25 protein-coding genes are annotated in these 25,527 nt (G+C 59.2%); 8 read left to right on the forward strand and 17 right to left on the reverse strand.

Annotated elements, in window-relative coordinates; translation table 11 throughout:
- Positions 1 to 68 precede the first annotated feature (68 nt).
- From ACB042_RS17020 to ACB042_RS17060, 9 genes are all read right to left on the reverse strand, one after another.
- A complete protein-coding gene (locus ACB042_RS17020; RefSeq protein WP_371178782.1) occupies positions 69 to 1,208 on the reverse strand; it encodes a site-specific integrase in 1,140 nt (379 codons plus the stop codon).
- 162 nt (positions 1,209 to 1,370) lie between these two features.
- Positions 1,371 to 2,732, reverse strand: a complete 1,362-nt coding sequence (mnmE, locus tag ACB042_RS17025; RefSeq protein WP_371178783.1) for a tRNA uridine-5-carboxymethylaminomethyl(34) synthesis GTPase MnmE — start codon at positions 2,730 to 2,732, stop codon at positions 1,371 to 1,373.
- A gap of 99 nt (positions 2,733 to 2,831) precedes the next feature.
- Complete coding sequence (gene yidC, locus ACB042_RS17030) at positions 2,832 to 4,478, reverse strand: membrane protein insertase YidC (protein WP_019445517.1); 1,647 nt, start codon at positions 4,476 to 4,478, stop codon at positions 2,832 to 2,834.
- A gap of 5 nt (positions 4,479 to 4,483) precedes the next feature.
- Positions 4,484 to 4,732 carry a membrane protein insertion efficiency factor YidD gene (yidD, locus tag ACB042_RS17035; RefSeq protein ID WP_010672280.1) on the reverse strand — a complete coding sequence of 83 codons (249 nt, stop codon included), beginning with the start codon at positions 4,730 to 4,732 and terminating at the stop codon, positions 4,484 to 4,486.
- Complete coding sequence (gene rnpA / locus ACB042_RS17040) at positions 4,699 to 5,058, reverse strand: ribonuclease P protein component (RefSeq protein WP_005339313.1); 360 nt, start codon at positions 5,056 to 5,058, stop codon at positions 4,699 to 4,701. The genes yidD and rnpA overlap by 34 nt, the downstream gene beginning before the upstream one ends.
- Positions 5,058 to 5,192, reverse strand: a complete 135-nt coding sequence (gene rpmH / locus ACB042_RS17045; protein ID WP_005307156.1) for a 50S ribosomal protein L34 — start codon at positions 5,190 to 5,192, stop codon at positions 5,058 to 5,060. The genes rnpA and rpmH overlap by 1 nt, the downstream gene beginning before the upstream one ends.
- Before the next feature lie 270 nt (positions 5,193 to 5,462).
- On the reverse strand, positions 5,463 to 6,197 hold the full coding sequence (locus ACB042_RS17050; protein ID WP_139495528.1) for an amino acid ABC transporter ATP-binding protein: 735 nt from the start codon (positions 6,195 to 6,197) through the stop codon (positions 5,463 to 5,465).
- A 12-nt stretch (positions 6,198 to 6,209) separates the two neighbouring features.
- On the reverse strand, positions 6,210 to 6,878 hold the full coding sequence (locus ACB042_RS17055) for an amino acid ABC transporter permease (RefSeq protein WP_019445518.1): 669 nt from the start codon (positions 6,876 to 6,878) through the stop codon (positions 6,210 to 6,212).
- Positions 6,879 to 7,637 (reverse strand): amino acid ABC transporter substrate-binding protein, encoded by a 759-nt coding sequence (locus ACB042_RS17060; RefSeq protein WP_144716038.1) that lies wholly within the window; start codon positions 7,635 to 7,637, stop codon positions 6,879 to 6,881.
- 311 nt (positions 7,638 to 7,948) lie between these two features.
- Between ACB042_RS17060 and dnaA the strand changes: the two genes are divergently transcribed.
- The 4 genes from dnaA (at position 7,949) to gyrB (ending at position 14,020) form a co-directional block, all read left to right on the forward strand.
- Positions 7,949 to 9,319 (forward strand): chromosomal replication initiator protein DnaA, encoded by a 1,371-nt coding sequence (gene dnaA / locus ACB042_RS17065; protein WP_005339307.1) that lies wholly within the window; start codon positions 7,949 to 7,951, stop codon positions 9,317 to 9,319.
- A gap of 83 nt (positions 9,320 to 9,402) precedes the next feature.
- Complete coding sequence (gene dnaN / locus ACB042_RS17070) at positions 9,403 to 10,506, forward strand: DNA polymerase III subunit beta (RefSeq protein ID WP_005339306.1); 1,104 nt, start codon at positions 9,403 to 9,405, stop codon at positions 10,504 to 10,506.
- 2 nt (positions 10,507 to 10,508) lie between these two features.
- The gene (gene recF / locus ACB042_RS17075) at positions 10,509 to 11,612 is read left to right on the forward strand and encodes a DNA replication/repair protein RecF (RefSeq protein WP_005339305.1); all 1,104 of its coding nucleotides are present in this window, start codon (positions 10,509 to 10,511) and stop codon (positions 11,610 to 11,612) included.
- Positions 11,609 to 14,020: a DNA topoisomerase (ATP-hydrolyzing) subunit B gene (gene gyrB, locus ACB042_RS17080; protein WP_005357188.1), complete on the forward strand. Its 2,412-nt coding sequence runs from the start codon at positions 11,609 to 11,611 to the stop codon at positions 14,018 to 14,020. Before recF ends, gyrB begins: the two co-directional genes overlap by 4 nt.
- A 97-nt stretch (positions 14,021 to 14,117) precedes the next feature.
- Here the strand turns inward: gyrB and ACB042_RS17085 are convergent, their stop codons facing one another.
- The 4 genes from ACB042_RS17085 to ACB042_RS17100 form a co-directional block, all read right to left on the reverse strand.
- Positions 14,118 to 14,495, reverse strand: a complete 378-nt coding sequence (locus tag ACB042_RS17085; RefSeq protein WP_323930591.1) for a VOC family protein — start codon at positions 14,493 to 14,495, stop codon at positions 14,118 to 14,120.
- Positions 14,496 to 14,561: 66 nt separating this feature from the next.
- On the reverse strand, positions 14,562 to 15,266 hold the full coding sequence (locus tag ACB042_RS17090) for a YafY family protein (protein ID WP_323930592.1): 705 nt from the start codon (positions 15,264 to 15,266) through the stop codon (positions 14,562 to 14,564).
- Positions 15,267 to 15,331: 65 nt separating this feature from the next.
- Positions 15,332 to 16,291, reverse strand: coding sequence for a helix-turn-helix domain-containing protein (locus ACB042_RS17095; protein WP_371178784.1), 960 nt, complete (start codon positions 16,289 to 16,291; stop codon positions 15,332 to 15,334).
- A 91-nt stretch (positions 16,292 to 16,382) separates the two neighbouring features.
- Positions 16,383 to 17,153: an MBL fold metallo-hydrolase gene (locus ACB042_RS17100; RefSeq protein ID WP_371178785.1), complete on the reverse strand. Its 771-nt coding sequence runs from the start codon at positions 17,151 to 17,153 to the stop codon at positions 16,383 to 16,385.
- A 280-nt stretch (positions 17,154 to 17,433) separates the two neighbouring features.
- Between ACB042_RS17100 and ACB042_RS17105 the strand changes: the two genes are divergently transcribed.
- Both ACB042_RS17105 and ACB042_RS17110 read left to right on the forward strand, forming a co-directional pair.
- Entirely contained in the window at positions 17,434 to 17,847 is a 414-nt protein-coding gene (locus ACB042_RS17105) for an Hsp20 family protein (RefSeq protein WP_040098225.1), read from the forward strand.
- Positions 17,848 to 17,939: 92 nt separating this feature from the next.
- Complete coding sequence (locus tag ACB042_RS17110; protein ID WP_005339297.1) at positions 17,940 to 18,380, forward strand: Hsp20 family protein; 441 nt, start codon at positions 17,940 to 17,942, stop codon at positions 18,378 to 18,380.
- 72 nt (positions 18,381 to 18,452) lie between these two features.
- On the opposite strand, the gene ACB042_RS17115 is transcribed toward ACB042_RS17110, so the two are convergent.
- On the reverse strand, positions 18,453 to 19,703 hold the full coding sequence (locus ACB042_RS17115) for a valine--pyruvate transaminase (RefSeq protein ID WP_139462294.1): 1,251 nt from the start codon (positions 19,701 to 19,703) through the stop codon (positions 18,453 to 18,455).
- 293 nt (positions 19,704 to 19,996) lie between these two features.
- On the opposite strand from ACB042_RS17115, the gene ACB042_RS17120 reads away from it, so the two are divergent.
- Positions 19,997 to 20,230, forward strand: a complete 234-nt coding sequence (locus tag ACB042_RS17120) for a hypothetical protein (protein ID WP_005342304.1) — start codon at positions 19,997 to 19,999, stop codon at positions 20,228 to 20,230.
- Here ACB042_RS17120 and ACB042_RS17125 read toward each other — a convergent pair.
- On the reverse strand, positions 20,160 to 20,984 hold the full coding sequence (locus tag ACB042_RS17125; protein WP_199428001.1) for a helix-turn-helix domain-containing protein: 825 nt from the start codon (positions 20,982 to 20,984) through the stop codon (positions 20,160 to 20,162). The two genes, ACB042_RS17120 and ACB042_RS17125, sit on opposite strands and share 71 nt — an antisense overlap.
- Positions 20,985 to 21,076: 92 nt before the next feature.
- On the opposite strand from ACB042_RS17125, the gene ACB042_RS17130 reads away from it, so the two are divergent.
- Positions 21,077 to 22,204 carry a multidrug effflux MFS transporter gene (locus ACB042_RS17130; RefSeq protein WP_263718275.1) on the forward strand — a complete coding sequence of 376 codons (1,128 nt, stop codon included), beginning with the start codon at positions 21,077 to 21,079 and terminating at the stop codon, positions 22,202 to 22,204.
- A gap of 4 nt (positions 22,205 to 22,208) precedes the next feature.
- Here ACB042_RS17130 and ACB042_RS17135 read toward each other — a convergent pair whose 3' ends face one another.
- On the reverse strand, positions 22,209 to 22,892 hold the full coding sequence (locus ACB042_RS17135; RefSeq protein WP_005355774.1) for a response regulator: 684 nt from the start codon (positions 22,890 to 22,892) through the stop codon (positions 22,209 to 22,211).
- Positions 22,892 to 25,480 carry a sensor histidine kinase KdpD gene (locus tag ACB042_RS17140; protein ID WP_100644739.1) on the reverse strand — a complete coding sequence of 863 codons (2,589 nt, stop codon included), beginning with the start codon at positions 25,478 to 25,480 and terminating at the stop codon, positions 22,892 to 22,894. Before ACB042_RS17140 ends, ACB042_RS17135 begins: the two co-directional genes overlap by 1 nt.
- Between the last annotated feature and the right edge of the window lie 47 nt (positions 25,481 to 25,527).

Genomic DNA, 25,527 nt, shown 5'->3' on the forward strand with positions numbered 1-25,527 from the left:
CCAGCGCATGGTTGCGCTGGCCTATTTGTTGGCTCTTCCTGGCCATGATCTTGTCGAGGGTGCTTCTATCACCCCAAGACATTGGGGAAATCGAGCATGGCATCTCGGCGCCGCGATTCAAGAATGTCGGCGTAGATCTCGGTGGTTCTCAGCTCACTGTGCCCCAGCAAGCGGGAAAGGGCATAGATATCGACGCCGCGGTTAAGCTGGATGACGGCGAAGGTATGACGCGCGCTGTGGAAGGTTACCTTCTTGGTTATACCCGCCTGCAACGCCCACCGGGTGAGCTCCATGTTGTGCCAAGCCGAGTACTTGAGGCCCTTGAAGATCCGCTCTGTTGCCTTGCCTGGGCGCCCCATCAGCTGCATCGCCATGTCATTCAAATCCAGGTATTGCAGGCCGCTGGTCTTTTTCTGGGTGAATACGATACGGTAATGGCCATAGAAGGGCTCCAGCTCTGCCCAGGTCAGCTTGTGAATGTCGGACCAGCGCAAGCCAGTGCAACAAGAGAACAGAAAGGCGCGCTTAAGAACGTCATAGCGGCACTCGGCCTGGGCCAGGGCTCGTACCTCGTCTTCGGTCAGGTAAACCCGTTTGTTCTTCTCACCCTGGATAGCTTTGACACGTCGTACCGGATTATCCGGTAGCAGCCGTTCCTGCTCAGCCTGGTTCAGGGCCGCCCTTAACTTGTTGAAATAGGCACTTTGGGTGTTGCGGCTCAGTGGTGTGCCGCTTTTGGTGCGGGCCTTGTGCATCAGGTAATGCCGAAACCCCTCGAGGAACAGCTGATCTACTTCCTCGAAAGTCAGTTCCGGCAGCTTATGGTACTGGCGTAAATGCTTGAGGGCTGATATCCAGATGGAGTGGTTGCTCTTGCTACCTGCCGCTTTTTGGTCTGTAACATCTTGGAAGTACTCGAAGAAGCTGGCCTTGTAGGCGTTCGAGAAATCCAGATGGTGTTTACCAGTCTCGTACTCTAAGAGTCGCTTGGCGCGGATGGCTTCGGCTGCTCGCTGGGTTTCTTTGTTGTGGAGCCGCTGTGCTGGGGTACGCGGCTTGTCGTACAGGAAGAGATCCAGGGTCTCTCTGCTGCGTTTGTGCTTGCGGATGCCCGTGGTTTGGTCAAGGTAGGAGCCGGCGTAGTAGGTTAAGCGCAGAGCGCGCTTGCCTTCGGCGTCCGGTGCGCGGTATTCGATGCTGATCTTCATAAGTGTCCCCCAAAAGTACCCCAAGAGGTTACTTTGGGGTACTCTCGGGGTAAATTCTCACGAAACAAGATCAGGCAAGAATAGCCAGTAAAAAACAAAGTCCAATATTTACAATGCCTTATGTTCTCACTGGCTGCTTTTTATTGCTGATTTTTCACCACATTACTTGCCGATGCAGAAGCTGGAGAAGATGCGGCCCAGCAGATCGTCGGAGCTGAATTCGCCGGTGATCTCGGAGAGGGACTCCTGCGCCAGGCGCAGCTCTTCGGCCACCAGCTCGCCAGCCACGAACACTTCCAACTGCTCTTTGGCCACCAGCAGGCGCTCGGCGGCGCGCTCCAGCGCATCCAGATGGCGGCGGCGAGCCATAAAGCCCCCTTCGGTGTTGCCCTGGAAACCCATGCAGGCTTTCAGGTGCTCGCGCAGGGCGGGCAGCCCCAGCTCGGTTTTGGCGGAGATGCGGTAGACGGCGTGGCCCTGCTCCTGGCTCGGTGCCAGATCCTCGCCTGTCAGATCGGCCTTGTTGCGAATGACGGTGAGGCCGATGTTTTTTGGCAACCGATCAACAAATTCCGGCCAGATCTCCCGCGGGTCAACCGCATCTGTGGTGGTGCCATCCACCATAAACAGCACCCGATCGGCCTGTTCAATCTCGGCCCAGGCGCGTTCGATACCGATCTGCTCCACCTTGTCCTGAGTGTCGCGCAGACCGGCGGTGTCGATGATGTGCAGCGGCATGCCATCGAGATGGATATGCTCGCGCAGCACATCGCGGGTGGTACCGGCAATCTCGGTGACGATGGCTGACTCGCGCCCAGCCAGGGCATTTAGCAGGCTCGATTTGCCGGCGTTGGGACGACCGGCGATAACCACCTTCATCCCTTCCCGCAGCAGGGCGCCCTGTTTGGCTTCCCCGCGCACGTCGTCCAGCTCGGACATGATGCTGTAGAGGTCGCCCGCCACCTTGCCGTCGGAGAGGAAGTCGATCTCCTCGTCCGGGAAGTCGATGGCCGCTTCCACATAGATGCGCAGCCGGATTAGGCTCTCCACCAGTTGCTGGATTTTGCTGGAGAACTGCCCCTGCAGGGAGTGCATGGCGCTGCGGGCGGCCTGTTCGCTGGAGGCTTCAATAAGGTCAGCGATAGCTTCGGCCTGGGCCAGATCCAGCTTGTCGTTGATGAAGGCGCGCTCGCTGAACTCGCCGGGGCGGGCAGGGCGGATGCCGTCGATTTTCAGAATGCGGCGGATCAGCATGTCCATGATGACGGGGCCGCCGTGGCCCTGCAGCTCCAGCACATCCTCGCCGGTGAAGCTGTTGGGGGCTTTGAACAGCAGGGCTATGCCCTGATCCAGTACCTGGCCTTGCTCATCCTTGAACGGCAGATATTCGGCGTAGCGCACCCGAGGGAGCTTGCCGAGCACTATCTCGGCGACCTGTTCGGCGGCGGGGCCGGAGACCCGGACTATGCCGACGCCACCACGGCCTGGCGCGGTGGCCTGGGCCACGATCGTATCTGTTGTCATCTTGCTTGGCTCGTTTGTTCGCTGATAGGAAAACGTCGTGGGAGACATTGTAATAAAAAAGGCGGCCCGAAGGCCGCCTCTTTTGTCATCACGGGAAGATTAGCTGCGTGAATGCAGTCCTTTCTTCTCCAGCTGACGATAGATGATGGTCTGCTGGATGATGGAGATGACGTTGCTCACCAGCCAGTAGAGAGTCAGGCCAGCCGGGAACCAGAGGAACATGAAAGTGAAGATGATCGGCATGAACTGCATCACTTTCTGCTGCATCGGGTCGGTTACGGTGGTCGGGCTCATCTTCTGCAGATACCACATGGAGGCACCCATGAGGATTGGCAGCACGAAGAAGGGGTCCTTCACTGACAGGTCAGTGATCCACAGGGCAAACGGCGCGTGACGCAGTTCGACGGACTCCATCAGTGCCCAGTAGAGGGCGATGAAGATCGGCATCTGAACCAGGATCGGCAGGCAGCCACCCAGCGGGTTGACCTTCTCCTTCTTGTACAGCTCCATCATGCCCTGAGACATCTTCTGGCGGTCATCGCCGAAGCGCTCACGCAGGGCCGCAATCTTGGGTTGCAGCATGCGCATCTTGGCCATGGAGGTGTACTGGGCCTTGGTCAGCGGGAACATGATGCCGCGTACCAGCAGGGTCAGCATGATGATGGCCAGACCCCAGTTCTGGACGAAACCGTGGAACACGGTCAGCAGCCAGTGCAGCGGTTGGGCGATGAACCACAGCCAGCCGTAGTCGACGGTCAGGTCGAGGTGGTTAGCCACCTTGGCCATCTGGTCTTGCAGCTTGGGACCGACCCACAGCTTGCTGGTCACTTCAGCCTGTTGGCCGGCAGCCACGTCAACCAGCGGCGCCTTGTAACCGATGATGGCCTGGCCTTTACCCGGGATCACACGGCTGTAGAAGCTGTTGGCATCGTCGGCATTCGGAGCCCAGGCAGAGACGAAGTAGTGTTGCAGCATGGCGACCCAACCACCCTTGGTGGTCTTGTTCAGGTCGGCATCCTTCATCTCGTCGAAGGTGTACTTCTTGTAGCGGGTATCTTCAGTGGAGAAGGCACCACCACGGTAAGCGCTGGCTACCATGGCATGACCTTCCTGATCCTTCGGCGTTGCTACGGTCTGCTTCAGCTGACCATAGAACTGCACCTGAACCGGCTCGGCAGATTTGTTGTCGATCTTGTAATCAACGCCAACGGCATAGTCGCCACGCTTGAGGATGAACTCCTTGGTGAAGACCACGCCCTTGCTGTCGGTCCAGGTCATCGGAACGACGACTTGATCCTGACCATCGGCCAGCTGATAGCTGGTCTGGGCGGCTTCATAGGTAGGACGACCTTCCGCCTGGCTGTCCGGACCGTTGCGACCCACCAGACCGCTCTGGGCGATATAGAGGTGCTCAGGCTTGCTGGTCAGCAGCACGAACGGTTGGTCCTTGCCCTCTTCCAGTTTGTGAGACAGCAGTTCGGCAGACACGACGTCACCACCCTGGGTATCCAGGGTCAGCTTGAGCACGTCAGAGGAGACGGTGATCAGCTTGCGTGCGGCAGTCGCGTTGGCTTGCTCGGAAACCTGAGGAATATCACCGGTCTGACCGGCTTCAGGTACGAAATGTTCGGTTTGGGCCACGGTAGTCGGGGCCGGCTTCGGAGCCTTGTCGGACTCCCACTGTTGCCAGAGCAGAAAGCTCACGAACAGCAAACCGATCAGGAGTAGATTGCGTTGTGATTCCATAGTCTTCAGTTTCTTCGCTTTGGTTGCGGAACCGGGTCATAACCACCCTCGGATAAGGGATGGCATTTTAATAGACGTTTGCTAGCTAACCAAACGCCTTTTATGAAACCGTGAAGTCGGATGGCTTCTATCGCAAATTGGGAACAAGTTGGAGTAAAACGGCAGCGCGGCCCGAGCAGAGGGCTAATGATTAGCTGATACAGGCGTATCAGTTTGATAGCTACCCATTGCAACGGCGTGACAGAGTGCGCCATAGCTTTTCCAGTAACTTGAACAGTTCCTCGTTATCCATCTCTTTCACACCGGCTTTGGCGATCACCACGATGTCGATAGCGGGCAGCTGATGTTGTTTGAGGCGGAAACTTTCCCGGACCACCCGTTTGACACGGTTACGCCAGACGGCACGCTTGAGTGCTTTTTTGGGCACAGCGAGACCAAGACGAGAGTGTTCGAGTGAATTGGGGCAGGCGAGAAGCGTAATTTGCGGGGAAGCAGCCCGGACAGGCTCGGCGAAAACGCGTTTGAAGTGTTCGGGAGTTAACAGACGTAACTCCCGAGAGAAGGTGTGCTGGGTAGGCATTAAACTACCAGACGGGCACGACCCTTGGCACGACGAGCGGCCAGAACTTTACGACCGTTGGCAGTTGCCATGCGGGCGCGGAAACCGTGAGAGCGCTTGCGCTTCAGGTTGGACGGTTGAAAAGTACGTTTCATGATTCGATTCCGTATTTCTGTACAGTTTTGATTGTCACACTTAGCCGACGCGCCAGCTATAGCGTGTGACGACTAGCAAAAGAGGCCGAATTCTAAACAGAGTTCGGCTTTTAGTCAATCCGCCGTTCCCTCTCATCCTGCCATGGTCTTGAAAAGGCCACTGCCGAGCGTGAGGATCCAGAGGATCAAGGGCTCCGGATTATACTGGCAACCCGGGGTTAAACAAGGGATCCCTCAATAAAAAAGGCGGCCAGGCCGCCAAAGAGAGAGCTATTTAAGGACTTTCCGCAAGAACTCCCGGGTACGGGGATCCTGGGGATCGACCAATATCTGATCCGGCGGGCCCTGCTCGACGATCCGCCCACCTTCCATGAAGATCACCCGATCGGCAACATCACGAGCAAATTCAATCTCATGGGTCACCACCACCATGGTCTGGTGCTGGCGGGCCAACTCTTTCATCAGTCCCAAAACCTCGTCGACCCACTCGGGATCGAGGGCCGAGGTGGGCTCGTCAAACAGGATCACCTTGGAGTGGGCCGCCATGGCGCGACCGATGCCGACCCGCTGCTGCTGGCCGCCGGAGAGGGAGGCTGGATAGGCATCCTGCTTGTCGGCAAGACCAATGTCCTTGAGGATGCCGAGCGCTGTGGCGCGGGCCTCAGCTTTTGGCTGCTTCCAGACGGTGATCAGCCCTTCGGCGATGTTGTCGAGCGCTGTTTTGTTGGCAAAAAGGGCGTAGTTCTGGAACACGAAGGAGGCCCGCTTGCGCAGCTCGATCGCCTGTTGTTCACTGGCCTTGGCCAGATTGAGCTCGAGATCGTCGATGGCCAGGGTGCCCGCATCCGGGGTCTCCAGAAGGTTCAGGCAGCGCAACAGGGTCGACTTGCCGGTGCCGGAGGGGCCGATGATGACGACAATTTCCCCCTTTTTGACCTCCAGATCGATACCGTTGAGCACCTGATTGCCGTGATATGCCTTGGAGAGGCCGGTTAGCTTGATCATGAACGCCCTCCTTTAATAGGCACGGTTGAGACGGACTTCCAGCAGATGCTGCAAGCGGGTAAAGAAGATCACCACCACCCAGTAGATCAGCGCCACCGCCATAAAGCTCTCGAAGAACTTGAAGGAGGAGGAGGCTTCCATTTGCGCCTTGCCCATTATCTCGGCCACTCCCAGGGTGAACGCCAGCGAGGTGCTCTTGATCATGTCGATGAAGTAGTTCATCAGCGACGGGGTGGCGATACGGGCCGCCTGCGGCAGGATGATCCGCTGCATCGCCTGATAACGGCTCATGCCGATACTGAGCGCCGCTTCCATCTGGCTTTTGTGAATGCCGAGGATGGCTGCGCGGATCGACTCGGCCATGTAGGCGGCGAAGTGCAGGGTCAGACCGACGATGGCGGCGGTAAAGGCATCCATTCCCACGAAGATCGGGAACAGTTGCGGCAGTCCGTAGTAGAGCAGGAACAGCTGAACGAGTAGCGGTGTACCCCGAAAGAACGAGATATAGAGCATCGCCAGCCAGTGAATCGCAGGGACGCGAAACACCCGTACTATCGCCAGGGCCAGCGAGAGTACGAGTGCCAGCACGAATCCCCACAGGGCCATCTCCATCGTGGTGCCCAGGTATTTGAGCAGGATGGGAAACAGCCCCAGCGTGTATTCGAGGTCAAATTCCATCATTTATTTGTCGGTGATGTCGGAAGCGAACCATTTCTCGGAGATCTGACGCAGGGAGCCATCCTTGCGCATTGCGGTCAGGGCCTCGTCGACCTTCTTCAGCAGCGCCTGTTTCTCCGGGGTCTTCAGGAAGGGCAGGGCGTTCTCGATAGTCTCGAACGGTGCGCCAGCCTGTTGCAGCGGCAGCTTGGACTCTTTGATCAGCTGGGCGGTGGAGACGCGGTCCATCACGAAGGCATCGATGCGACCCAGGGCGACATCCTGCTCGAAGGCGGAGTCATAGGTGCGGATGTCGATCTTCTTGTTCGGGTCGTTCTTGCGCAGCAGCTCTTCGAAGTTGGAACCCAGGTTCACGGCCACCTTCTTGCCTTCCAGATCCTTGATACCGTGAATGGTACTGTTGCCCTTGCGTACCACAATCTGGGCGCCGTCATAGACGTAAGGCTGGGAGAAGTCGTACTTCGCCTTGCGCTCGTCGGTGATGGTGATCTGGTTGGAGATGGTGTCGATGCGGCCGGTTTCCAGCATGCCGAACAGGCCGGAGAAGCTGGCGGTCACGAATTCGACCTTGTAGCCGGTGCGCTCGCCGATCTGGTTCCACATATCCACTTCAAAGCCCTGCAGCTTGTCCTGCTTGACGAAGGTGAACGGGAAATATTTGCCAGACATGCCGACCTTGATGGTCTCCTGGGCGATGGCCTGACCGGACAGGGTGGTGAGCAGGATGGCTGCGCCGGAAATCAGTTTGATGGATGTTTTCATGGTGTTTCTCTCTCTCAATGTCTTGTATTTGTAGTTGTAATAACTGGTTTGGCCCTGATGTTATTGGAATAAAATTTAAATAATAAATGACATTTGGTTATATGAAATAACAGGAGAGAAGCACGGGATCGACCAATCAGGACGGTGGATCAAGCTGTGGGTAACTTTGGGGATGAAATCCGATCCAAAGGCGCTGGATCCTTGAAAGTCAAGGATCTTATTTGCTGGATCCACCGGGCGATGGCTGGAGATCCGGCGGCTAAAAACGTAGAATAGCCGGTCTTTAGTTAATCAATCGACAGGAGTTTAGAGTGACTGCTTCGCTATGGCAGCAGTGCCTTAACCGGCTGCAAGATGAGTTGCCCTCGGCAGAATTCAGCATGTGGATCCGGCCGCTTCAAGCGGAGTTGAGTGACAATACTCTGACCCTGTATGCACCGAATCGCTTTGTTCTGGACTGGGTACGAGACAAGTATCTCATCCGGGTTAACGGCATCATCAACGAACTCTGCGGGGTCGACGGCCCCGCCCTGCGTTTTGATATAGGCAATCGTCCCCATCCTGTTGCTGTCGCCAGAGCGCCGGTACAGGGTGCCGCGCCTGTGAATAACTTGCAGAAGAGCTGGGAAAGCAAGGCTGAAGCCAAGCCCGAGCCGAACCACAAGAGCAACACCAACGTGAACTATACCTTCGAGAATTTCGTCGAGGGTAAGTCCAACCAGTTGGCGCGTGCGGCTGCCCGTCAGGTAGCGGACAATCCGGGTGGTGCTTACAACCCGCTGTTCCTCTATGGCGGCACCGGCCTGGGTAAAACCCACCTGCTGCACGCCGTTGGCAATGCCATCAAGGAGAGTAAAAAAGATGCCAAAGTCATCTATATGCACTCCGAGCGGTTTGTTCAGGACATGGTGAAAGCGCTGCAAAACAACGCCATTGAAGAGTTCAAGCGTTACTACCGCAGCGTCGATGCCCTGCTCATCGATGACATCCAGTTCTTCGCCAACAAGGAGCGCTCCCAGGAGGAGTTCTTCCATACCTTCAATGCCTTGCTGGAAGGTAACCAGCAGATCATCCTGACCTCGGATCGCTATCCGAAGGAGATCAACGGTGTCGAAGATCGCCTCAAGTCCCGCTTCGGCTGGGGCCTGACCGTGGCGATCGAACCGCCGGAGCTGGAGACCCGCGTCGCGATCCTGATGCGCAAAGCTGATGAGAACCAGATCCATCTGCCGGACGAAGTGGCCTTCTTCATTGCCAAACGTCTGCGATCCAACGTCCGTGAACTGGAAGGCGCCCTCAACCGGGTGATCGCCAACGCCAACTTCACCGGCCGTGCCATCAACATCGATTTCGTGCGCGAAGCGCTGCGCGACCTGTTGGCACTGCAGGAGAAGCTGGTCACCATCGACAATATCCAGAAGACGGTGGCGGAGTACTACAAGATCAAGCTGGCGGATCTGCTCTCCAAGCGTCGTTCCCGCTCCGTTGCCCGTCCGCGCCAGCTGGCGATGGCACTGGCCAAGGAGCTGACCAACCACAGTTTGCCGGAGATAGGTGATGCCTTTGGTGGCCGTGACCACACTACCGTTCTTCATGCCTGCCGCAAGATCGAGCAGCTGAAGGAGGAGAGTCACGACATCAAGGAGGACTATTCCAACCTGATCCGTACCCTTTCTTCCTGATAACGGAATCGAGTGGACAGATGCAGCGCGAATATTCCAACCTGATCCGAATCTTTTCCTCCTAATCATAACGGAGAGCACAGATGCAGCTCGAAATTAGCCGTGAGGCCCTGTTACGTCCTCTGCAACTGGTGTCCGGCGCCCTCGGCGGCCGACCGACCCTGCCGATCCTCGGCAACGTGCTGCTTGATGTCAGCAACGGTCTGTTGTCACTGACCGGTACCGATCTCGAAGTAGAGATGATCGGTCAGGTCTATCTGAACGGGGCCAGCGAAGATGGCCGCACCACAGTACCGGCGCGCAAGCTGCTGGATATCTGCCGTGGTCTGCCGGAAGGCGCCGAGATCCGTCTCAATACCGAAGGCGAGCGCCTGATCATCCGGTCCGGTCGCTCCCGCTTCAACCTCTCGACCCTGCCGGCGACCGAGTATCCGAACATCGAGGATTGGGAATCCGTGCTCGAGTTCGATATCAGCCAGCTGGAGCTGAAGAAGCTGATCGATGCGACCCAGTTCTCCATGGCCAGCCAGGATGTTCGTTACTACCTGAACGGTATGCTGTTCGAGAGCGAAGGTCACGGTCTGCGCACTGTGGCGACCGACGGTCACCGTCTGGCCACCTGCCGCCGCGAGGTAGTAGGGGAATCGCTGCCCGATCATCAAGTTATCCTGCCGCGCAAAGGGGTACTGGAGCTGGTGCGTCTGCTGGAAGCTGAAGACAAGCCGGTGCGGCTGCAGATCGGCCGCAGCAACCTGCGTGCTGCGCTGGACGGCTTCATCTTCACCTCCAAGCTGGTGGATGGCCGCTTCCCGGATTGGCGCCGCGTCATTCCGCGCAACAGCGACAAGGCCCTGATCGCCGGCCGTGAGGATCTGCGTCAGGCGTTTGCCCGCGCCGCCATCCTCTCCAACGAGAAATTCCGTGGGGTGCGTCTCAATCTGCAGGAAAACCTGCTGCGCATCACCGCCAACAACCCGGAACAGGAAGAAGCCGAAGAGCTGCTTGACGTACAATATGCCGCTGGCGAGATGGAGATCGGCTTTAACGTCTCTTATGTGCTCGACGTGCTGAATACGTTAAAATGTGACCAAATTCGGATTAGCCTGAGCGATTCCATCAGCAGTGCCATTATTGAGGATTTTGAACATCAGGATGCTCAGTACGTGGTGATGCCGATGCGGATCTAGTCGTGTCCCTGGTCAAACTCCAGCTCAGCGACTTTCGCAATATCCAGCAAGCCAGTCTCAAGCTGTCGCCCGGCCTCAACATTCTGGTCGGGTGTAATGGCAGCGGCAAGACCAGCGTGCTGGAAGCCATTCACTACCTTGGTCTGGGGCGCTCCTTTCGCACTCATTTGACCGGGCGGGTTATCCGCCAGGGGGAGAGGGCATTTACCCTGTTTGCCCAGTGCGAGCTGGAGGGGCGTCAGGTACCGATCGGTCTTGCCAAAGACAAGAGTGGCGAGACCCAGCTCAAGATTGCCGGGGCGCAGGCCCAGCGGCTGGCCGATTTGGCGGAGCTGTTGCCGGTGCAGTTGATCCATCCCGATGGCTTCAACCTGCTGACGGGCGGGCCTCAGGCTCGCCGCGCCTGGCTCGATTGGGGCGTTTTCCATCAGGAGCCGACCTTCTTTGCCCTCTGGGGACGAGTGCGGCGGCTGCTGAAACAGCGCAATGCGCTGCTGCGCCAGAGCACCCAGTACCGCCAGCTGGCGTTCTGGGATCAGGAGTTGGTGCGGCTGGGTGGTGAGCTGGCCGAGTTTCGCGCCAGTTATTGTCAGGCCATTACGCCCCTGATCAAGGAGATGACGGCGGATTTTCTGCCGGAATTCGATATCAGTCTCGGCTTTTACCGGGGCTGGGAGAAAGATACTCCCCTCGGCGATCTGCTGGAGGCGGGGTTTGAGCGGGATCGGGCGCTGGGCTATACCGGTGTCGGTCCACAGAAAGCCGATGTGCGCCTCAAGGCGAACGGGGTACCCGCTCAGGATATTTTGTCCCGGGGTCAGCTGAAGTTGCTGGTCTGCGCCATGCGACTGGCCCAAGGGCTCTATTTGAATCAACATAGCAGCCGTGGCTGTATTTTTTTAATTGACGATTTTGCCTCTGAACTGGATGTCGACAAGCGCCGCTTGCTGGCCGCAAGGCTGAAGCAGTGTGCGTCCCAGGTGTTTATCACCGCCATCGACACCGGTCAGCTCGCAGACATGATGGATGCGAATGACTGCAAGTTGTTCCACGTGGAACAGGGTAAAATCTCCGAAACGTTAGAGAAGGCAGAGAGTAAGCTATGAGTGAAAATACTTACGACTCCTCGAATATCAAGGTGCTGAAGGGCCTGGATGCGGTCCGCAAGCGCCCGGGGATGTATATCGGCGATACGGATGATGGCTCGGGTCTGCACCACATGGTGTTCGAGGTCGTCGATAACTCCATTGACGAGGCGCTCGCTGGCTACTGCTCCGATATTCTGGTCAAGATCCATTCCGACGGTTCTGTCTCTGTGCGTGACAATGGCCGGGGTATCCCGGTAGACATGCACGAGGAGGAGGGCCGCTCCGCCGCAGAGGTCATCATGACCGTGCTGCACGCTGGCGGTAAGTTTGATGACAACTCCTACAAGGTATCCGGCGGCCTGCATGGCGTGGGTGTCTCGGTAGTTAACGCCCTCTCTGACAAGCTGCTGCTGACCATTCGTCGTAACGGTCACGTCTACGAGCAGACCTATCATCTGGGTGAGCCACAGGCGCCGCTCAAGCAGATTGGCGACAGCACCGGCACCGGTACCGAAGTTCGCTTCTGGCCGAGCCCGGCCATTTTCAGCGATACCCTGTTCCATTACGAGATCCTGGCCAAGCGGCTGCGCGAGCTCTCCTTCCTCAACTCCGGTGTCTCCATCCGTCTGCAAGACGAGCGTGATGGCCGCGAGGCGCATTTCTGCTACGAGGGTGGCATCAAGGCGTTCGTTGAATACCTGAACCAGAACAAGACCCCGATCCACCCGAAGGTGTTCCATTTCACCACCGAGCAGGATGGTATCGGCGTTGAAGTGGCGATGCAGTGGAACGACGCCTATCAGGAAGGGGTCTACTGCTTCACCAACAACATCCCGCAGCGGGATGGTGGTACTCACCTCGTTGGTTTCCGTACCGCGCTGACCCGTACTCTGAACTCCTATATGGACAAAGAGGACTACAGCAAGAAGGCCAAGTCTGCCGCCAGTGGCGACGACGTGCGTGAAGGTCTGATTGCCGTTATCTCCGTCAAGGTGCCGGATCCCAAGTTCTCCTCCCAGACCAAAGACAAGCTGGTCTCTTCCGAAGTGAAGACTGCCGTTGAACAGGCGATGGGTGAGAAGCTGGCTGACTTCCTGCTGGAAAACCCGGGCGATGCCAAGATCGTGGTCAACAAGATCATCGATGCGGCCCGTGCCCGTGAAGCGGCCCGCAAAGCCCGCGAGCTGACCCGCCGCAAAGGCGCGCTGGATATCGCCGGTCTGCCCGGCAAGCTGGCTGACTGTCAGGAAAAAGACCCGGCTCTTTCCGAACTCTACATAGTGGAAGGGGACTCTGCTGGCGGTTCCGCCAAGCAGGGTCGCAACCGTAAAAACCAGGCCATCCTGCCGCTCAAGGGTAAAATCCTGAACGTAGAGAAGGCCCGTTTCGACAAGATGATCTCCTCGCAAGAGGTGGGCACCCTGATCACCGCACTGGGTTGCGGTATCGGTCGCGACGAGTACAACCCGGACAAGCTGCGTTATCACAACATCATCATCATGACCGATGCGGACGTTGATGGTGCGCACATCCGAACCCTACTGCTGACCTTCTTCTATCGTCAGATGCCGGAAATCATCGAACGTGGCTACGTCTACATCGCCCAGCCGCCGCTCTACAAGGTGAAGAAGGGCAAGCAGGAGCAGTACCTGAAAGACGAAGACGCGCTGCTGCAGTACCAGACCGCCATGGCGCTGGACGGTGCTACCCTGCACGTCAACGAGTCTGCCCCGGCCATCGGTGGCGAGGCGCTGGAGCGTCTGGTCAACCAGCACCGCTCGGTGACTCACCTGATTACCCGCATGTCTCGTCGTGCGCCGGAAGCCGTGCTGACCCAGCTGATCTATCAGCCGGAGTTGAACGAAGCTCTGCTGAACAGCGAGAGCGATCTGCTGGCCTGGTGTCAGGGTATGGAAGCCGTGCTCAACGAGAGCAACCACGGTATCCAGTATCAGATCCAGGTTCGTCGTGACGAAGAGCGCAGCCTGTACGTGCCGCACGCCGTGGTACGTCAGCACGGTGTCGACCGCGAATATCCGCTCAGCTACGACTTCCTGCAATCCGGTGAGTACCGTCAACTGGTCTCGCTGGGCAAGGAGATCGCCAACCTGATCGAGGAAGGTGGTTTCATCAAGCGTGGCGAGAAGGTGAAGCCGGTTGCCAACTTCGTGGAAGCCGTCGAGTGGTTGATGGGCGAAGGCAAACGCGGCATCTACATCCAGCGCTATAAAGGGCTGGGTGAGATGAACCCGGACCAGCTGTGGGAAACCACCATGGATCCGGAAGCCCGCCGCATGCTGCGCGTCACCATCGACGACGCCGTCGGTGCCGACCAGCTCTTCTCCACCCTGATGGGGGATGCAGTAGAGCCGCGTCGTGACTTTATCGAGACCAACGCCCTGCGCGTAGCCAACCTCGACGTCTAATCAGAATCGCTGATTGCAATAAAAAGCCGCTCACAAGAGCGGCTTTTTGTTTTTCTGTGGAGGACGTTGCTCGTTCCACGTGGAACATTGAACCCGATTAACCAAGCTCAGGTGCCAGGCAGTAGAGGCGCAGACGATGGCCATCCGGATCGAGGGCCATGCAGGTGTAGCCAAACTCCATCTTGGTCGGCGCCTGGATCAGGGTGAGCCCGCGCGCCAGCCACTCGGCAGACAGGCGATCGACGGCATCATCATCGGGGAGGGCGAAGGCCAGCTCCATCGCTCCGGCCGTTTGGGTCACGGCAGGTTCAACTGTGGCGCTGGACCAGAGTGCCAGTCTGGCGCCCGATTCGAACACGAACATGGCAAAGGTAGGTGAATCCTCCACCGGTTCACGCCCGAACAACTCGCGGTAGAAGAGCGCGCTGCGGGTCGGATTGGTAACGTAGAGGATGGTGAACTGGGGGACTAACATGGTGATGCTCCTTGCTGATGAGATGGCGCATCGGCGCCGACCCCGTCAGCATGGCGCTACCTGCTGTCAGTTTCTGTCAGCAATGAATTTCGGCTGCGGGATCTGCTGGGTGGCGCGCCACGCTTTCAGCAGGCTCTCTCTGCTTTTTGGATAGCGGCAATCTTGCGGCTGCATCCGGGTGATGCGATCGACCCGAAAGTGGCGAAAGCCCTGACGCAGTTCGCACCAGGCCACCAGTACCCGCACCTGTTCGAAGTAGCCGAGGGCAAAGGGCCAGACGGTGCGCTCAGAGGCCTCATCCTTGAGATCGCGATAGCCCAGGATCACCTTGCGTTGCTTGCGGATGGCGCAGCGCAGCGGGGCTTCATCGGTGAGGGGGTCGCTGCGGGAGGTGCCGATCAGCAGGGCATTGCTCTGGAGCTGCTGGCGATAGTCGGCGGGCAGCACGGCTTCTATCTTGGCCAGCGCACTGCTGGCCGATGCACTCAAGGCTTCGTCACCGTGGGCAACGACCCAACGCGACCCCAGCACCAGTGCATCCAGCTCCTCTTCACTGAACATCAATGGCGGCAGCATGAAGCCGGGACGCAGCACATAGCCGATCCCTGGTTCACCCTCGATATGGGCACCTTGCGCCTGCAGGGTGGCGATATCCCGATAGAGGGTGCGCAGGCTGATGCCAAGCTGGCTGGCCAGTTCTGTGCCAGTGATGGCGTAACGGTGGCCGCGCAGCAGCTGGAGCAGGGCCAGCAGGCGTTCGGAACGGGACATGGGATGACTCCTCGGGATTTCTGGTTAGCCTGCCATGGCGGAGTGAGCGGGTATAGAGGATGTCATCAGACATTGTTGCCACGAAAAGATCGTCGCCACTCGCTGGGGGAGATGGCAAAGCGCGCGCGGAAGTGATTGCGCAGGGAGGTGGCACTCTTGAAGCCGACCAGCTCGGCGATGCGATCGATGGAATGGCCGCTTACCTCCAGCAACTCCTGACTGCGCCTGAGCCGCTCCGCCAGCAGCCATTCACCCACCGAGAGGCCGGTAGCCTGATGAAAACGGCGGGTAAAGGTGCGTCGACTCATCAGGGTGTGGGCCGCCAGGGAATCCAGGGTGTGGGGTTCGGCCAGATGGGCACGCAGGTGATCGAGCAACTGGTTCATCCTGACATCGCGAGTGGAGGCGGGCACCGGCTGTTCGATAAACTGGGCTTGGCCCCCTTCTCGGTGAGGCGGGATCACCAGCCGCCGCGCCACCTTGTTGGCGATGGCCGAGCCGTGGTACTGGCGTACCAGATAGAGGCAGCAGTCCAGTCCGGCGGCGGTACCTGCCGAGGTGACCAGCCCATCGTCATCCACATAGAGGGCGTTGGTATCGAGCTGCACGCAAGGAAAGCGGCGGCAGAAATCCTGTTCGTACTCCCAGTGGGTCGATGCTTTGCGACCATTAAGTAGCCCGGCGTAGGCGAGCACATAGGTGCCAAGACAGAGCCCGACCAGCCGGGCACCTCTGGCTCTGGCGGCAATCAGGGCATCGAGCAGCGCTGCGGGTGGCTGTGCTGCCGGGTCGTGCCAGAAGGGGATGACGATGATCTCCGCCTCGGCCAGCATCTCCAGCCCATGGGGCGCCTGAATGGTGAAGCCTTGCGCCGAGTGTGAGTGGTGGTTGCCATCACCGCAGCAGATCTTGAGCTCGAACAGCGGCTGGCTCGGCAGGATATCGCCGAAGATGAGGCAGGGGACGGCGCAGTGAAAAGGGCTGAAGTGATCGAAGGTCACCACGGCAACGATCGGGGTGGGCATTATGTTGGCTCCTCTCTGCGCGCAGACCACTCATCATAAACGTCAGGATGTGAAAGCCGAAGGGCCATGTCTGGCATGGCCCTCCTGCGGGTCACAGTGATATCGCCTCGCCATCTTCCGGCACCCGTACCCGATCCATCATGCCCTGTACCGCCAGATAGTTGCGCAGCTCCTGGCGTGACAGCACGGCGTGGTTGACCGCCTCCATATGGCTGGCGATCAGCGTGGCTTGCGGTGCGGCCTGATATACGGCGGCGACATCTTCCTTGCCCATGATGATGGAACCGAGCCCGGGCACCTGTGCATCACCACAGTTGAGGATGATGACCTCGGGTTGATGCTGTTGCAGGGCTTGCTCGACCGAGGGATGCCAGATGGTATCACCGGCCAGATAGAGGCTCTGTTCATCGGGATGGGAGAAGATCACGCCGCACACTTCTCCCATGCGCTCGCCCAGTACCGCCATCAACTGGTCGCTGCCGTGCTGGCCACCAGTCTGCTGCAGGCGAATGCCGGCAAACTCGGGCTGGTCGCTCAGCAGGCGCACATCCTCAAAGCCACTGGCACGAATGGCATCGGCATCCTTCTGATGTTGCACCAAGAGCGGCAGATGCTTGGGGATCAGGGCTCTGGCTGCGTCATCCCAGTGGTCGGGATGGTCGTGGGTGACGATAACGGCGTCCACATCGACCAGCTCATCGATCGGTAGCGGCAGCTCGACCAGCGGATTGCGCAGATGGCTGTTGGCGGTGCCCTCAAAGCCGGGGAAGGCCCCCTTGGCAGAGAGCATGGGGTCGATCAGAAAGCGGGTGCCGGCATAGTCGAGCAGCAAGGTGGCGTTGCGAACCTGGGTAATCTTCATGGGATGGCTCCATGTTGGCTGGTGGATATGCAACCAATTATGGGGCGCTAAGCGAGTTGCCATCAGTGGCCCACGGGTCGATTATCGTCACTATCGGGCCAACAGGTTGATGTTCTACAGGTCGGTGCGGCCATTTAAAAAATTTGAAAAAATCCCCTTGAAAGGAAAAAGTGAGCCCCTATATAGGTAACAAGGCCGGAACGCTCGATAGAGGTTTCGACCGGGTGCCCGTCCATAAGGAGGGCAAACAATCCGTTATCGCTCATATGAGGGTAATACTATGCGTTCTATCGACTTTTCTCCGCTCTATCGTTCTGCCATCGGTTTCGATCGTCTGGCTAATCTCATCGAATCTGCGGCAAGCAATGGCAATGCCGGTTATCCCCCCTACAACATCGAGCAGTTGGGTGACAGCGACTACCGCATCAGCATGGCGGTGGCGGGCTTTACTCAGGAAGAGCTGGAGCTGAGCTTCCAGGAAAATCTGCTGACGGTGAAGGGCAACAAGCAGGCCGACACCGGGCGCAACTATCTCTATCAGGGGATCGCCGAACGTGGTTTCGAGCGCCGCTTCCAGCTGGCCGACTATGTGCGGGTGAAAGGGGCCGACCTGAAAAACGGCTTGCTGCACATCGAGCTGGTGCGTGAAGTGCCCGAGGCGATGAAGCCGCGCAAGATCGAGATCAACGGCTGATAGCTTGAATTCACTGAAATTTTAAAATTTCCCGGGTGCCGATGACGGGCCTGTGGAGAGTTGAACCTGTTGCTTATTAGAAGGATAGGATTATGCGTAACCTCGATTTTTCTCATCTCTATTCCAACGCCGTCGGCTTCGAGCGGATGGCCCGTGAGCTGGAAGGTCTGTTCGAGCAGAAGACCGCCGCTTACCCCCCGTACAACATTGAAAAGCGTGATCAGGATGGCTATCGCATCACGGTCGCCGTGGCTGGCTTCGAGCGCGAAGAGCTGGAGCTGGAGACCGAAAACGGCACCCTCAAGGTGAAGGGGCGCAAAGGGGCTGCGGCCGGTGAGCGTCAGTTCCTCCATCAGGGGATTGCCGAGCGTGACTTCGAGCTCGCCTTCAAGCTGAGCCAGCACGTGGAAGTGCAGGGCGCCAAGCTGGAGCATGGTCTGCTGACCATCGATCTGGCACGCGAACTGCCGGAGGCGCTCAAGCCCCGCGCCATCCCTATCGGCAAACCCGAGCAGCTGGCGCTGCCCGGCTAAGCAAACCGGATCGCGATAAATGACAAAGGCCTGCATCTGCAGGCCTTTCTGTTTTTGTATCGCCGGATTGGATTAACCAGCGTAGAGAGCGTTGATCTCGTCCGCCAGAATGGCGATACCGCGGCGCACCAGCTCCTCGCTCTGGGAGTAGTTGAGGCGGATGCACTCCTGGCTGTGGCGCCACTCTGGGTCGTCGATGCCGGGGAAGAAGTAGTGACCCGGCACGATCAGCAGGTTCTTCGCCTTCAGTCGCTCATAGAGTTCCTGACAGTGGATCGGCAAGCCTTCAAACCAGAGCCAGAGGAAGAGGGCGCCTTCCGGCTTGTGGATATGGAAGCGCGGGTCGGGGATCGCCTCGCGCAGCAGTTGCACCGCCAGCTCCGCCTTCTGCTGATAGAAGGGCTTCACCACCTGTTCGCTGAGGGTGATGATCTCGCCGCTCTCGATCATCGGGATGGTGATGGCAGGCCCCAGACTGCCCGGCGCCAGATTGATGATGCCGCTCAGGTTGGTGATGGCCTGAATGATCTTCTCGTCGGCGATGACGATGCCGCAGCGGGTGCCCGGCAAGCCGAGTTTGGAGAGGCTCATGCAGAGGATGGTGTTGGCGTTCCAGAACGGCTTGGCTTCGCTGAAGATGATGCCCGGGAAGGGAACGCCGTAGGCGTTGTCGATCAGCAGCGGGATTCCCTTGTCGCGGGCGATCTGGTCGAGGTGTTCGATCTCTTCGTCGGTCAGCACGTTGCCGGTCGGGTTGGTCGGGCGGGAGACGCAGATCACCCCGATATCGTCACCTACCTGCAGGCTCTCGAAATCCACGTGGTATTTGAACTGGCCATCGGGCAGCTTCTCGATGGTGGGTTTGTAGGCCACGAAGTAGTCGTCGGCCAGCGCCGAGTCGGCATAGCCGATGTATTCGGGGGCGAGCGGGAACAGCACCTTCTTCTTGCGGCCATCGGCAAATTCGCCGGCCAGCAGGTTGAACAGGTAGAAGAAGGCATTCTGGCTGCCGTTGGTCAGGGCGATATTGCGAGCCGAGATATCCCAGCCCAGCTCCTTGCTGAGCAGGGCTGCCAGCGCTTTGGTGAACCTGTCTTTGCCCTGTGGGCCGTCGTAGTTGGCCATCGCTTTGACCAGCTCGCCGTTGTCGAGCAGGCTCTTGGCCTCGGCCTGAAAGCGTTCCAGCATGGCGGGGATGGGGGCCGGATTGCCGCCACCCAGCATGATGGCGTCCGGATTGGTCAGCCCCTGATTGAGGTCATCCATGAGTTGGGTAATACCGGCGTGGCGAGTGAATTTCTCGCCGAACAAGGAAAATTCCATTCAGTGACAGATCCAGAATTGAGTTACGGGGATGTAGCACCATAGCTCAGTTTAAAAGCGGGTGTCGATCAAAAAGATGGGACGTTCCACGTGGAACATGGTGCAAAAATCAAGCGTGGTTAAAAGCACCAACTGTTGGTTTAAAAATGACCGTGCGGGATGCATTTTGCGACTCAATTTGGTATCGAGATATAGTTAATTTAAACAAAATCATAATGTTATGAATTGCGTGAGGATTGGCACAACTATTGGAATAGCTATCTGGTCATCTCAACCATACCGGAGCAAACCAGATGAAAAGCCTGATCGCTACCCTGATTGTGAGTGCCCTGAGCCTGAACGTGATGGCCAACGAAAACCCGCGGCCCGAGCTGGAGAGTGCCCAACTGGAGCAAGATGTGCAGAGCGAGTTGCAACAGGCATCTCATGCCGTGGTGCAGGATGCGTTGCACAATCTCAAGCCGCTGGCGCTGGATACCCTGGTGGTGGAGGCGAGTCAGGCTGTGGCGACTCACCCCGAGAGTTGAGGTAGCGCAGGGGGGTCTGTCCCGTATGTTGTTTGAAGAAGCTGATGAAGGCGCTGTCGCTGGAGAACTCCAGCGCAGCGGCAATCCGGCTGATGGGTTCGCTTTCGGCCAGCAGCTCCATGGCGCGCAACAGCCGCCACTGCTGACGCCACGCCTGATAGCTCATGCCGGTCTCCCGCATGAAGATGCGGCCAATGGTCTTGTCACTGGCACCCACCCGTTCGGCCAGCCGGTTGAGCCGATCGGGCAGGGCATCTCCCCGTTTCAACTGCTGTAGCCAGTCACCCAGTCTGGGATCGGTCGGTAGCGGCAACTGCCACGACTCCCGTGGCGCCTGCCCCAACTCCTCCATAAACAGTGCCACTGTCCGTTGCTGCTGCTCTTGCGGTTTGTCCCACGGCCAGAGCGCCATCCGCTCGATCAGTTCGTGCAGCAGCGGATTGACCGCCAGCACCTCCACCGTGCCGGGCAACTCGGGGTGCGGCTGGAAGTAGAGTGAGCGGTAGGCCACCACACCACGCATCAATACCCGGTGGGCAGTGCCCGCAGGTAGCCAGGCGGCACGGGTGGGCGGCAGCAGGCAAACCCGACCTTCCAGCTCCATGGTCATGCAGCCGGATTGGGCGAACAGCAGCTGATGGCGTTGATGTTGATGCAGGCCCGAGTCGTGCCAACCGAGGGCGGAGGCGATGCCGATCACGCTGCCCGTCAGCTGGTCGGGGTCAAAAGGGTGATCGGGAAGAATAAAGGCCATATGTCCTATTTTTGATGTTTATAGTCCTGCTTATTGTAATCAGACAATCTGAATCTCTCTAGAATGGCGACCTCTTGTGAAGGAGGTTTGTCATGAACAACAAGTTGCCACCGCTCTGGCTGGTGGTGGGGTTGATGATGTTTCCCCAAATTGTGGAGACCATCTACAGCCCGGTCCTGACCCACATCGCCACCCAGTTTCGGGTGAGCGAGGGGCAGGCATCCCAGACTCTGTCGGTCTATTTTCTGGCGTTTGCGGTGGGCGTGGTCTGCTGGGGACGGCTCTGCGATCTGATTGGGCGGCGTCCCGCCATGCTGGCCGGTCTGCTCACCTATGGTGTAGGCACCCTGCTGGCGCTGCTGGCCAATCAGTTTGAAACCCTGCTGCTGGCCCGGATTATCTCGGCCTTTGGCGCTGCGGTGGGCTCCGTGGTGACCCAGACCATGCTGCGTGACAGCTATCAGGGCAGCGATCTGGCGCGGGTCTTCTCGGTGATGGGAATTGCGCTCTCACTGAGCCCAGTGCTGGGGCTGCTCAGTGGTGGCCAGCTGGCGAGCGGGTTCGGCTATCTCGGAGTGTTCAGCGGTCTGCTGGTCCTGGCGGTAGGTTTGCTGCTGGTGACCTGCTGGCAGCTGCCGGAAACCCGTCCGGCCACCAGCCAGCGAGTCGCACTCTGGCCGCTGGCGTGCCGGATGATGAAGGATGGCGGACTCTGGCGCAGTGCCATGTTGGTCGCCCTGTTCAACACCATGCTGTTTGGCTACTACAGTCTGGCCCCGTTCCTGTTTGCCGGATTGGGATTGAGCACCGGCGAGTTTGGCTACTCGGGGATCTTGCTGGCACTGGCGACCCTGCTCGGCAGCCTGCTCAACAAGCATCTGCTGGGGAGAGGGTGGCTGCCGTCCTCTCTGGTCAGACTGGCTTGCGCTCTGGCGCTGGTCGCCGGGCTGCTGGTCTGCGCGACTCAGGCCAGCCTCTGGTTCCTGTTGCCCATGATGGGTGTAGTCATCGCTTTTGGGCTGGCGATTCCCAATGTGCTGAGTCAGGCGCTGCTGGCCTATCGCGAAGTTGCAGGCAGTGCTGGCGCCCTGTTCGGGCTTGGCTACTACCTGCTGCTCAGTCTGGGGTTGGCGGTGGCGGCCGGATTGCAGGATCTCGGCCTGTTGCTGAGTGGCTGCGGTCTGCTGGCGCTGATTTGCAGTGGGCGTCGTTCCACGTGAAACATCAGTTGCCGATAAAGCGGTAGCCGATACCTGATTCGGTCTCGATAAGCGTCGGTTGCTGGGGGTTATCCCCCAGCTTTTTGCGCAGGCTGGCGATGACGATGCGCAGGTAGTGGGTGTCCTCCTTGTGGCTCGGCCCCCAGATGTCATTGAGCAGCTGGGTCTGCATCACCAGCTTGCCGGGGTGGCACACCAGCGCCTGCAACAGGGCGAACTCCTTGCGGGAGAGGGGGATCTCCTCCTCCTTCATGGTCACCTTGTGGCTGCTGATATCGAGCGTCAGGCCACACTGGGGGAAGTGGCGCCGCTCGCCACTGCTGACACCAGCCCGCTGGCGCAAGAGCACGCGAATGCGGGCCATCATCTCGCCGATGCCAAACGGCTTGCTCATGTAGTCGTTGGCACCGGCATCCAGCAGTCGCACCTTCTCCTGCTCCGAATCACGGGCCGACAACACCAGCACAGGATTGGGGTGGTGTTCGCGAATGGCCTGCAACACCTGAATGCCATCGCCATCCGGCAGACCGAGATCGAGGATCACCAGATCGGGGTTGAGGTGGCGATACTGCTCCAGCCCTTCATTGACCCCCACCGCCTCACTCACCTGATGGCCCTCGGCAATCAGGCTGATCCGCAGAAAGCGACGGATCGCCGCTTCATCATCTATGACCAGAATGTGCGCCATCAGACCTCCGGTGAATTGAGCGCGAGCGGCAGGGAGATGCGCATGCAGGTTCCGTTGCCATTGGGGCCGGAGAAGGCCCAAATCTTGCCGCCGTGGGCCTCTATCATAGCGCGGGAAATGGCGAGGCCAAGCCCGGTGCCGCGGCTGCCGCAATCGCCAACTGGCTGGGTGTAGAAGAGATTGAAGATCTTCTCCCGATCCGACTCGGCGATACCGACCCCGATATCGATGATGTCGATGATGAGGTCGGGTTCGGCCACCATCACCTTGAACTCGATGGGGGTGCCAGCCGGCGAGTAACGGGAGGCGTTGTCGAGGATGTTGACCAGCACCTGCTCGATCAGGGCGCCATGGACATAGAGCTGGGGCACATGCTGATCGAAATGGACCAGCAGCTTGTGCTGGCGCCAGGAGGAGTCGAGCCGCTTGCGGGCGCTCTCCACCAGATCCGCCAGATCGACCCAGTCCCGTTTCAGCTGGAAGTCGGGGGAGCCGATGCGGGTCATATCCAGCAGATTCTGCACATAGCTGTGGAGGCGGCGCGCCTCCTCCTGCACCGAGTGGAGCAGTTCGTCACGGTCTTCGGCGGGGATCCGGTCACCATATTCCAGCAGGGTGCTGCCAGCCCCCATGATGGTCGCCAGCGGCGTTTTCAAATCGTGGGAGACCGAGGAGAGCAGGGCTGCGCGCATCCGGTCGGTCTCCGCCTGCAACTGGCTGTCGGCCAGCCGCTCGTTGAGGTCGATCCGCGCCAGCGCGGCGCGAATATCGGTGAGCAGAGCCTGCAGCTGGTGTTCGGCAGAGGAGGAGAGCGGATTGGCCAGCGTTATGCCGATCACCAGATCGTCGCTGAGGTGGTGATACTGGGCCTCGGCAGCATTGAGGGTGGCGGTGTGGGCTCCGGCGCTCTGCTTCTGGGCCAGACACCAGTCGATGGCCGCCTTGTCGGTCTGGCCGGGCCTGTGCTTCTCGTTGCCGAGCCTGTCGTTGAACTCCTTGTCGATCACCACGGTTGGCTGGCCGAGCGCCAGTGAAATGGCCTGGGCACCTTGTCTAAGCACCTCCTCCGGGCTGCTGGCGGTCGCCAGCCCCTGACTGAGGGAGAGCAGGGCATTGCCCAGCTGCTGGGTCTCGCGCAGACCGATCAGCTGTTGCCGCTGGCGGGAGGCGAGGCGCCCCGCCGTCATGCCGACGATAAGCAGCACAAACAGGGTGAGCAGGTCGCTGTGGTTGGCGACGCTCAGGGAGAAGTAGGGGGCGGTGAAGAGCAGATTGTGGGCGATAAAGCCCAGCACAGCCGCCAGCGTGGCGGGCACCAGACTGGTTGTGAGGGCAGTCGCCAGCACCCCCAGTACAAAGATGAGCGGCAACGCTGCGGGTGGCAGCCAGTAGGAGAGCCCCCAGGCAGCGGCCGAGGTGATCCCCATGATGGTCACCGCCAGCAGGCTGTGGTGAATATCCTTCGGGGTCGGGATGCGCATCCCCACTTCGGGATTTTGCTTCTCGGTATCGACCAGCGTGATTTCGAGCCCCTGCGCCTGCTTGAGCAGGTGTTGCACCAGCGAGCGACGCCACGGCGCCTTGTGAGGTTTGCCGAGCAGCAGCTGGGAGACCTGCTGTTGTTCGGCGGTCTCCAGCAGGGTGTTGGCGACCGCCGGACTGGAGAGGGTCAGCACCTTGGCACCGAGGTGAGAGGCGAGCGCCAGCGCTTGTTCCACATCGGCCGAGCGGCGGCCATTGCTGTCGACATGCACCACCAGCCAGGGGAGTTGGCGGCGCTGGGCAAAGCGGTGGCCGTAGCGCACCAGCGCCGAGCCGTGCAGGTCACCGAGGCAAACCATCAGCTTGCCCCGCAGCGGCAAGGTGCTCTTGCCTGCTGCCTGCCACTGCAGTTGCAGATCGCCCTCCACATGGCTGGCGGCAGTCTGCATCGCCAGCTCCCGCAATGCGGTGAGGTTGTTGAGGGAGAAGAAGGATTGCAGCGCCGCCTTGGCCTGATGGGGCACATAGACCTTGCCCTCCTTGAGGCGGCCGAGCAGCTCTTTGGGGGGCAGGTCGATCAGCACCAGACTGTCGGCTTCCAGCAGCACCTGATCGGGCAGGGTCTCTTTCACCCTGACCCCGGTCAGCTGCCACACCAGATCGTTGAGACTCTCCAGATGCTGCACGTTGAGGGTGGTGTAGACGTCGATCCCGGCGTTGAGCAGCTCCTCCACATCCTGCCAGCGCTTCTCGTGGCGGCTGCCGGGGGCGTTGCTGTGGGCCAGCTCGTCCACCACGGCGATGGCAGGTTTGCGGGCGAGCAGGCCGTCGAGATCCATCTCCTCCAGTCGCTGCTGGCGGTGCATGTGGATCTTGCGCGGCATGATGGCGAGCTTGTCGAGCAGAGCCAGCGTCTCCTGCCTGCCGTGGGTCTCCACCACGCCGATCAGGATGTCTACCCCCTCTTTGGCCTGCTCCCGCACCGCCTGCAGCATGGCGTAGGTCTTGCCCACGCCGGGAGCGGCGCCGAGAAACACCTTCAGCTTGCCCTTGTGCTCCTGTTCCAGGCTCGCCAGCAGGGCGTCGGCCCTTACCTCATCACGCATCCCCATGCTCCTGCATCAGACTCGTCAGCAGGGCATCAGCGCTTGCT

Origin of the sequence: Aeromonas sp. S13(2024), from assembly GCF_041402405.1 — a bacterium.
Classification (GTDB): domain Bacteria; phylum Pseudomonadota; class Gammaproteobacteria; order Enterobacterales; family Aeromonadaceae; genus Aeromonas; species Aeromonas veronii.

What these genes read in the sequence shown, in the direction of transcription:
- ACB042_RS17020 (WP_371178782.1), bottom strand. Translation starts at nt 1,208, where the DNA reads ATGAAGATCAGCATCGAATACCGCGCACCGGACGCCGAAGGCAAGCGC.
- mnmE (WP_371178783.1), bottom strand. Translation starts at nt 2,732, where the DNA reads ATGACAACAGATACGATCGTGGCCCAGGCCACCGCGCCAGGCCGTGGT.
- yidC (WP_019445517.1), bottom strand. Translation starts at nt 4,478, where the DNA reads ATGGAATCACAACGCAATCTACTCCTGATCGGTTTGCTGTTCGTGAGC.
- yidD (WP_010672280.1), bottom strand. Translation starts at nt 4,732, where the DNA reads ATGGCGCACTCTGTCACGCCGTTGCAATGGGTAGCTATCAAACTGATA.
- rnpA (WP_005339313.1), bottom strand. Translation starts at nt 5,058, where the DNA reads ATGCCTACCCAGCACACCTTCTCTCGGGAGTTACGTCTGTTAACTCCC.
- rpmH (WP_005307156.1), bottom strand. Translation starts at nt 5,192, where the DNA reads ATGAAACGTACTTTTCAACCGTCCAACCTGAAGCGCAAGCGCTCTCAC.
- ACB042_RS17050 (WP_139495528.1), bottom strand. Translation starts at nt 6,197, where the DNA reads ATGATCAAGCTAACCGGCCTCTCCAAGGCATATCACGGCAATCAGGTG.
- ACB042_RS17055 (WP_019445518.1), bottom strand. Translation starts at nt 6,878, where the DNA reads ATGATGGAATTTGACCTCGAATACACGCTGGGGCTGTTTCCCATCCTG.
- ACB042_RS17060 (WP_144716038.1), bottom strand. Translation starts at nt 7,637, where the DNA reads ATGAAAACATCCATCAAACTGATTTCCGGCGCAGCCATCCTGCTCACC.
- dnaN (WP_005339306.1), top strand. Translation starts at nt 9,403, where the DNA reads ATGCAGCTCGAAATTAGCCGTGAGGCCCTGTTACGTCCTCTGCAACTG.
- gyrB (WP_005357188.1), top strand. Translation starts at nt 11,609, where the DNA reads ATGAGTGAAAATACTTACGACTCCTCGAATATCAAGGTGCTGAAGGGC.
- ACB042_RS17085 (WP_323930591.1), bottom strand. Translation starts at nt 14,495, where the DNA reads ATGTTAGTCCCCCAGTTCACCATCCTCTACGTTACCAATCCGACCCGC.
- ACB042_RS17090 (WP_323930592.1), bottom strand. Translation starts at nt 15,266, where the DNA reads ATGTCCCGTTCCGAACGCCTGCTGGCCCTGCTCCAGCTGCTGCGCGGC.
- ACB042_RS17095 (WP_371178784.1), bottom strand. Translation starts at nt 16,291, where the DNA reads ATGCCCACCCCGATCGTTGCCGTGGTGACCTTCGATCACTTCAGCCCT.
- ACB042_RS17100 (WP_371178785.1), bottom strand. Translation starts at nt 17,153, where the DNA reads ATGAAGATTACCCAGGTTCGCAACGCCACCTTGCTGCTCGACTATGCC.
- ACB042_RS17105 (WP_040098225.1), top strand. Translation starts at nt 17,434, where the DNA reads ATGCGTTCTATCGACTTTTCTCCGCTCTATCGTTCTGCCATCGGTTTC.
- ACB042_RS17110 (WP_005339297.1), top strand. Translation starts at nt 17,940, where the DNA reads ATGCGTAACCTCGATTTTTCTCATCTCTATTCCAACGCCGTCGGCTTC.
- ACB042_RS17115 (WP_139462294.1), bottom strand. Translation starts at nt 19,703, where the DNA reads ATGGAATTTTCCTTGTTCGGCGAGAAATTCACTCGCCACGCCGGTATT.
- ACB042_RS17120 (WP_005342304.1), top strand. Translation starts at nt 19,997, where the DNA reads ATGAAAAGCCTGATCGCTACCCTGATTGTGAGTGCCCTGAGCCTGAAC.
- ACB042_RS17125 (WP_199428001.1), bottom strand. Translation starts at nt 20,984, where the DNA reads ATGGCCTTTATTCTTCCCGATCACCCTTTTGACCCCGACCAGCTGACG.
- ACB042_RS17130 (WP_263718275.1), top strand. Translation starts at nt 21,077, where the DNA reads ATGAACAACAAGTTGCCACCGCTCTGGCTGGTGGTGGGGTTGATGATG.
- ACB042_RS17135 (WP_005355774.1), bottom strand. Translation starts at nt 22,892, where the DNA reads ATGGCGCACATTCTGGTCATAGATGATGAAGCGGCGATCCGTCGCTTT.
- ACB042_RS17140 (WP_100644739.1), bottom strand. Translation starts at nt 25,480, where the DNA reads ATGCGTGATGAGGTAAGGGCCGACGCCCTGCTGGCGAGCCTGGAACAG.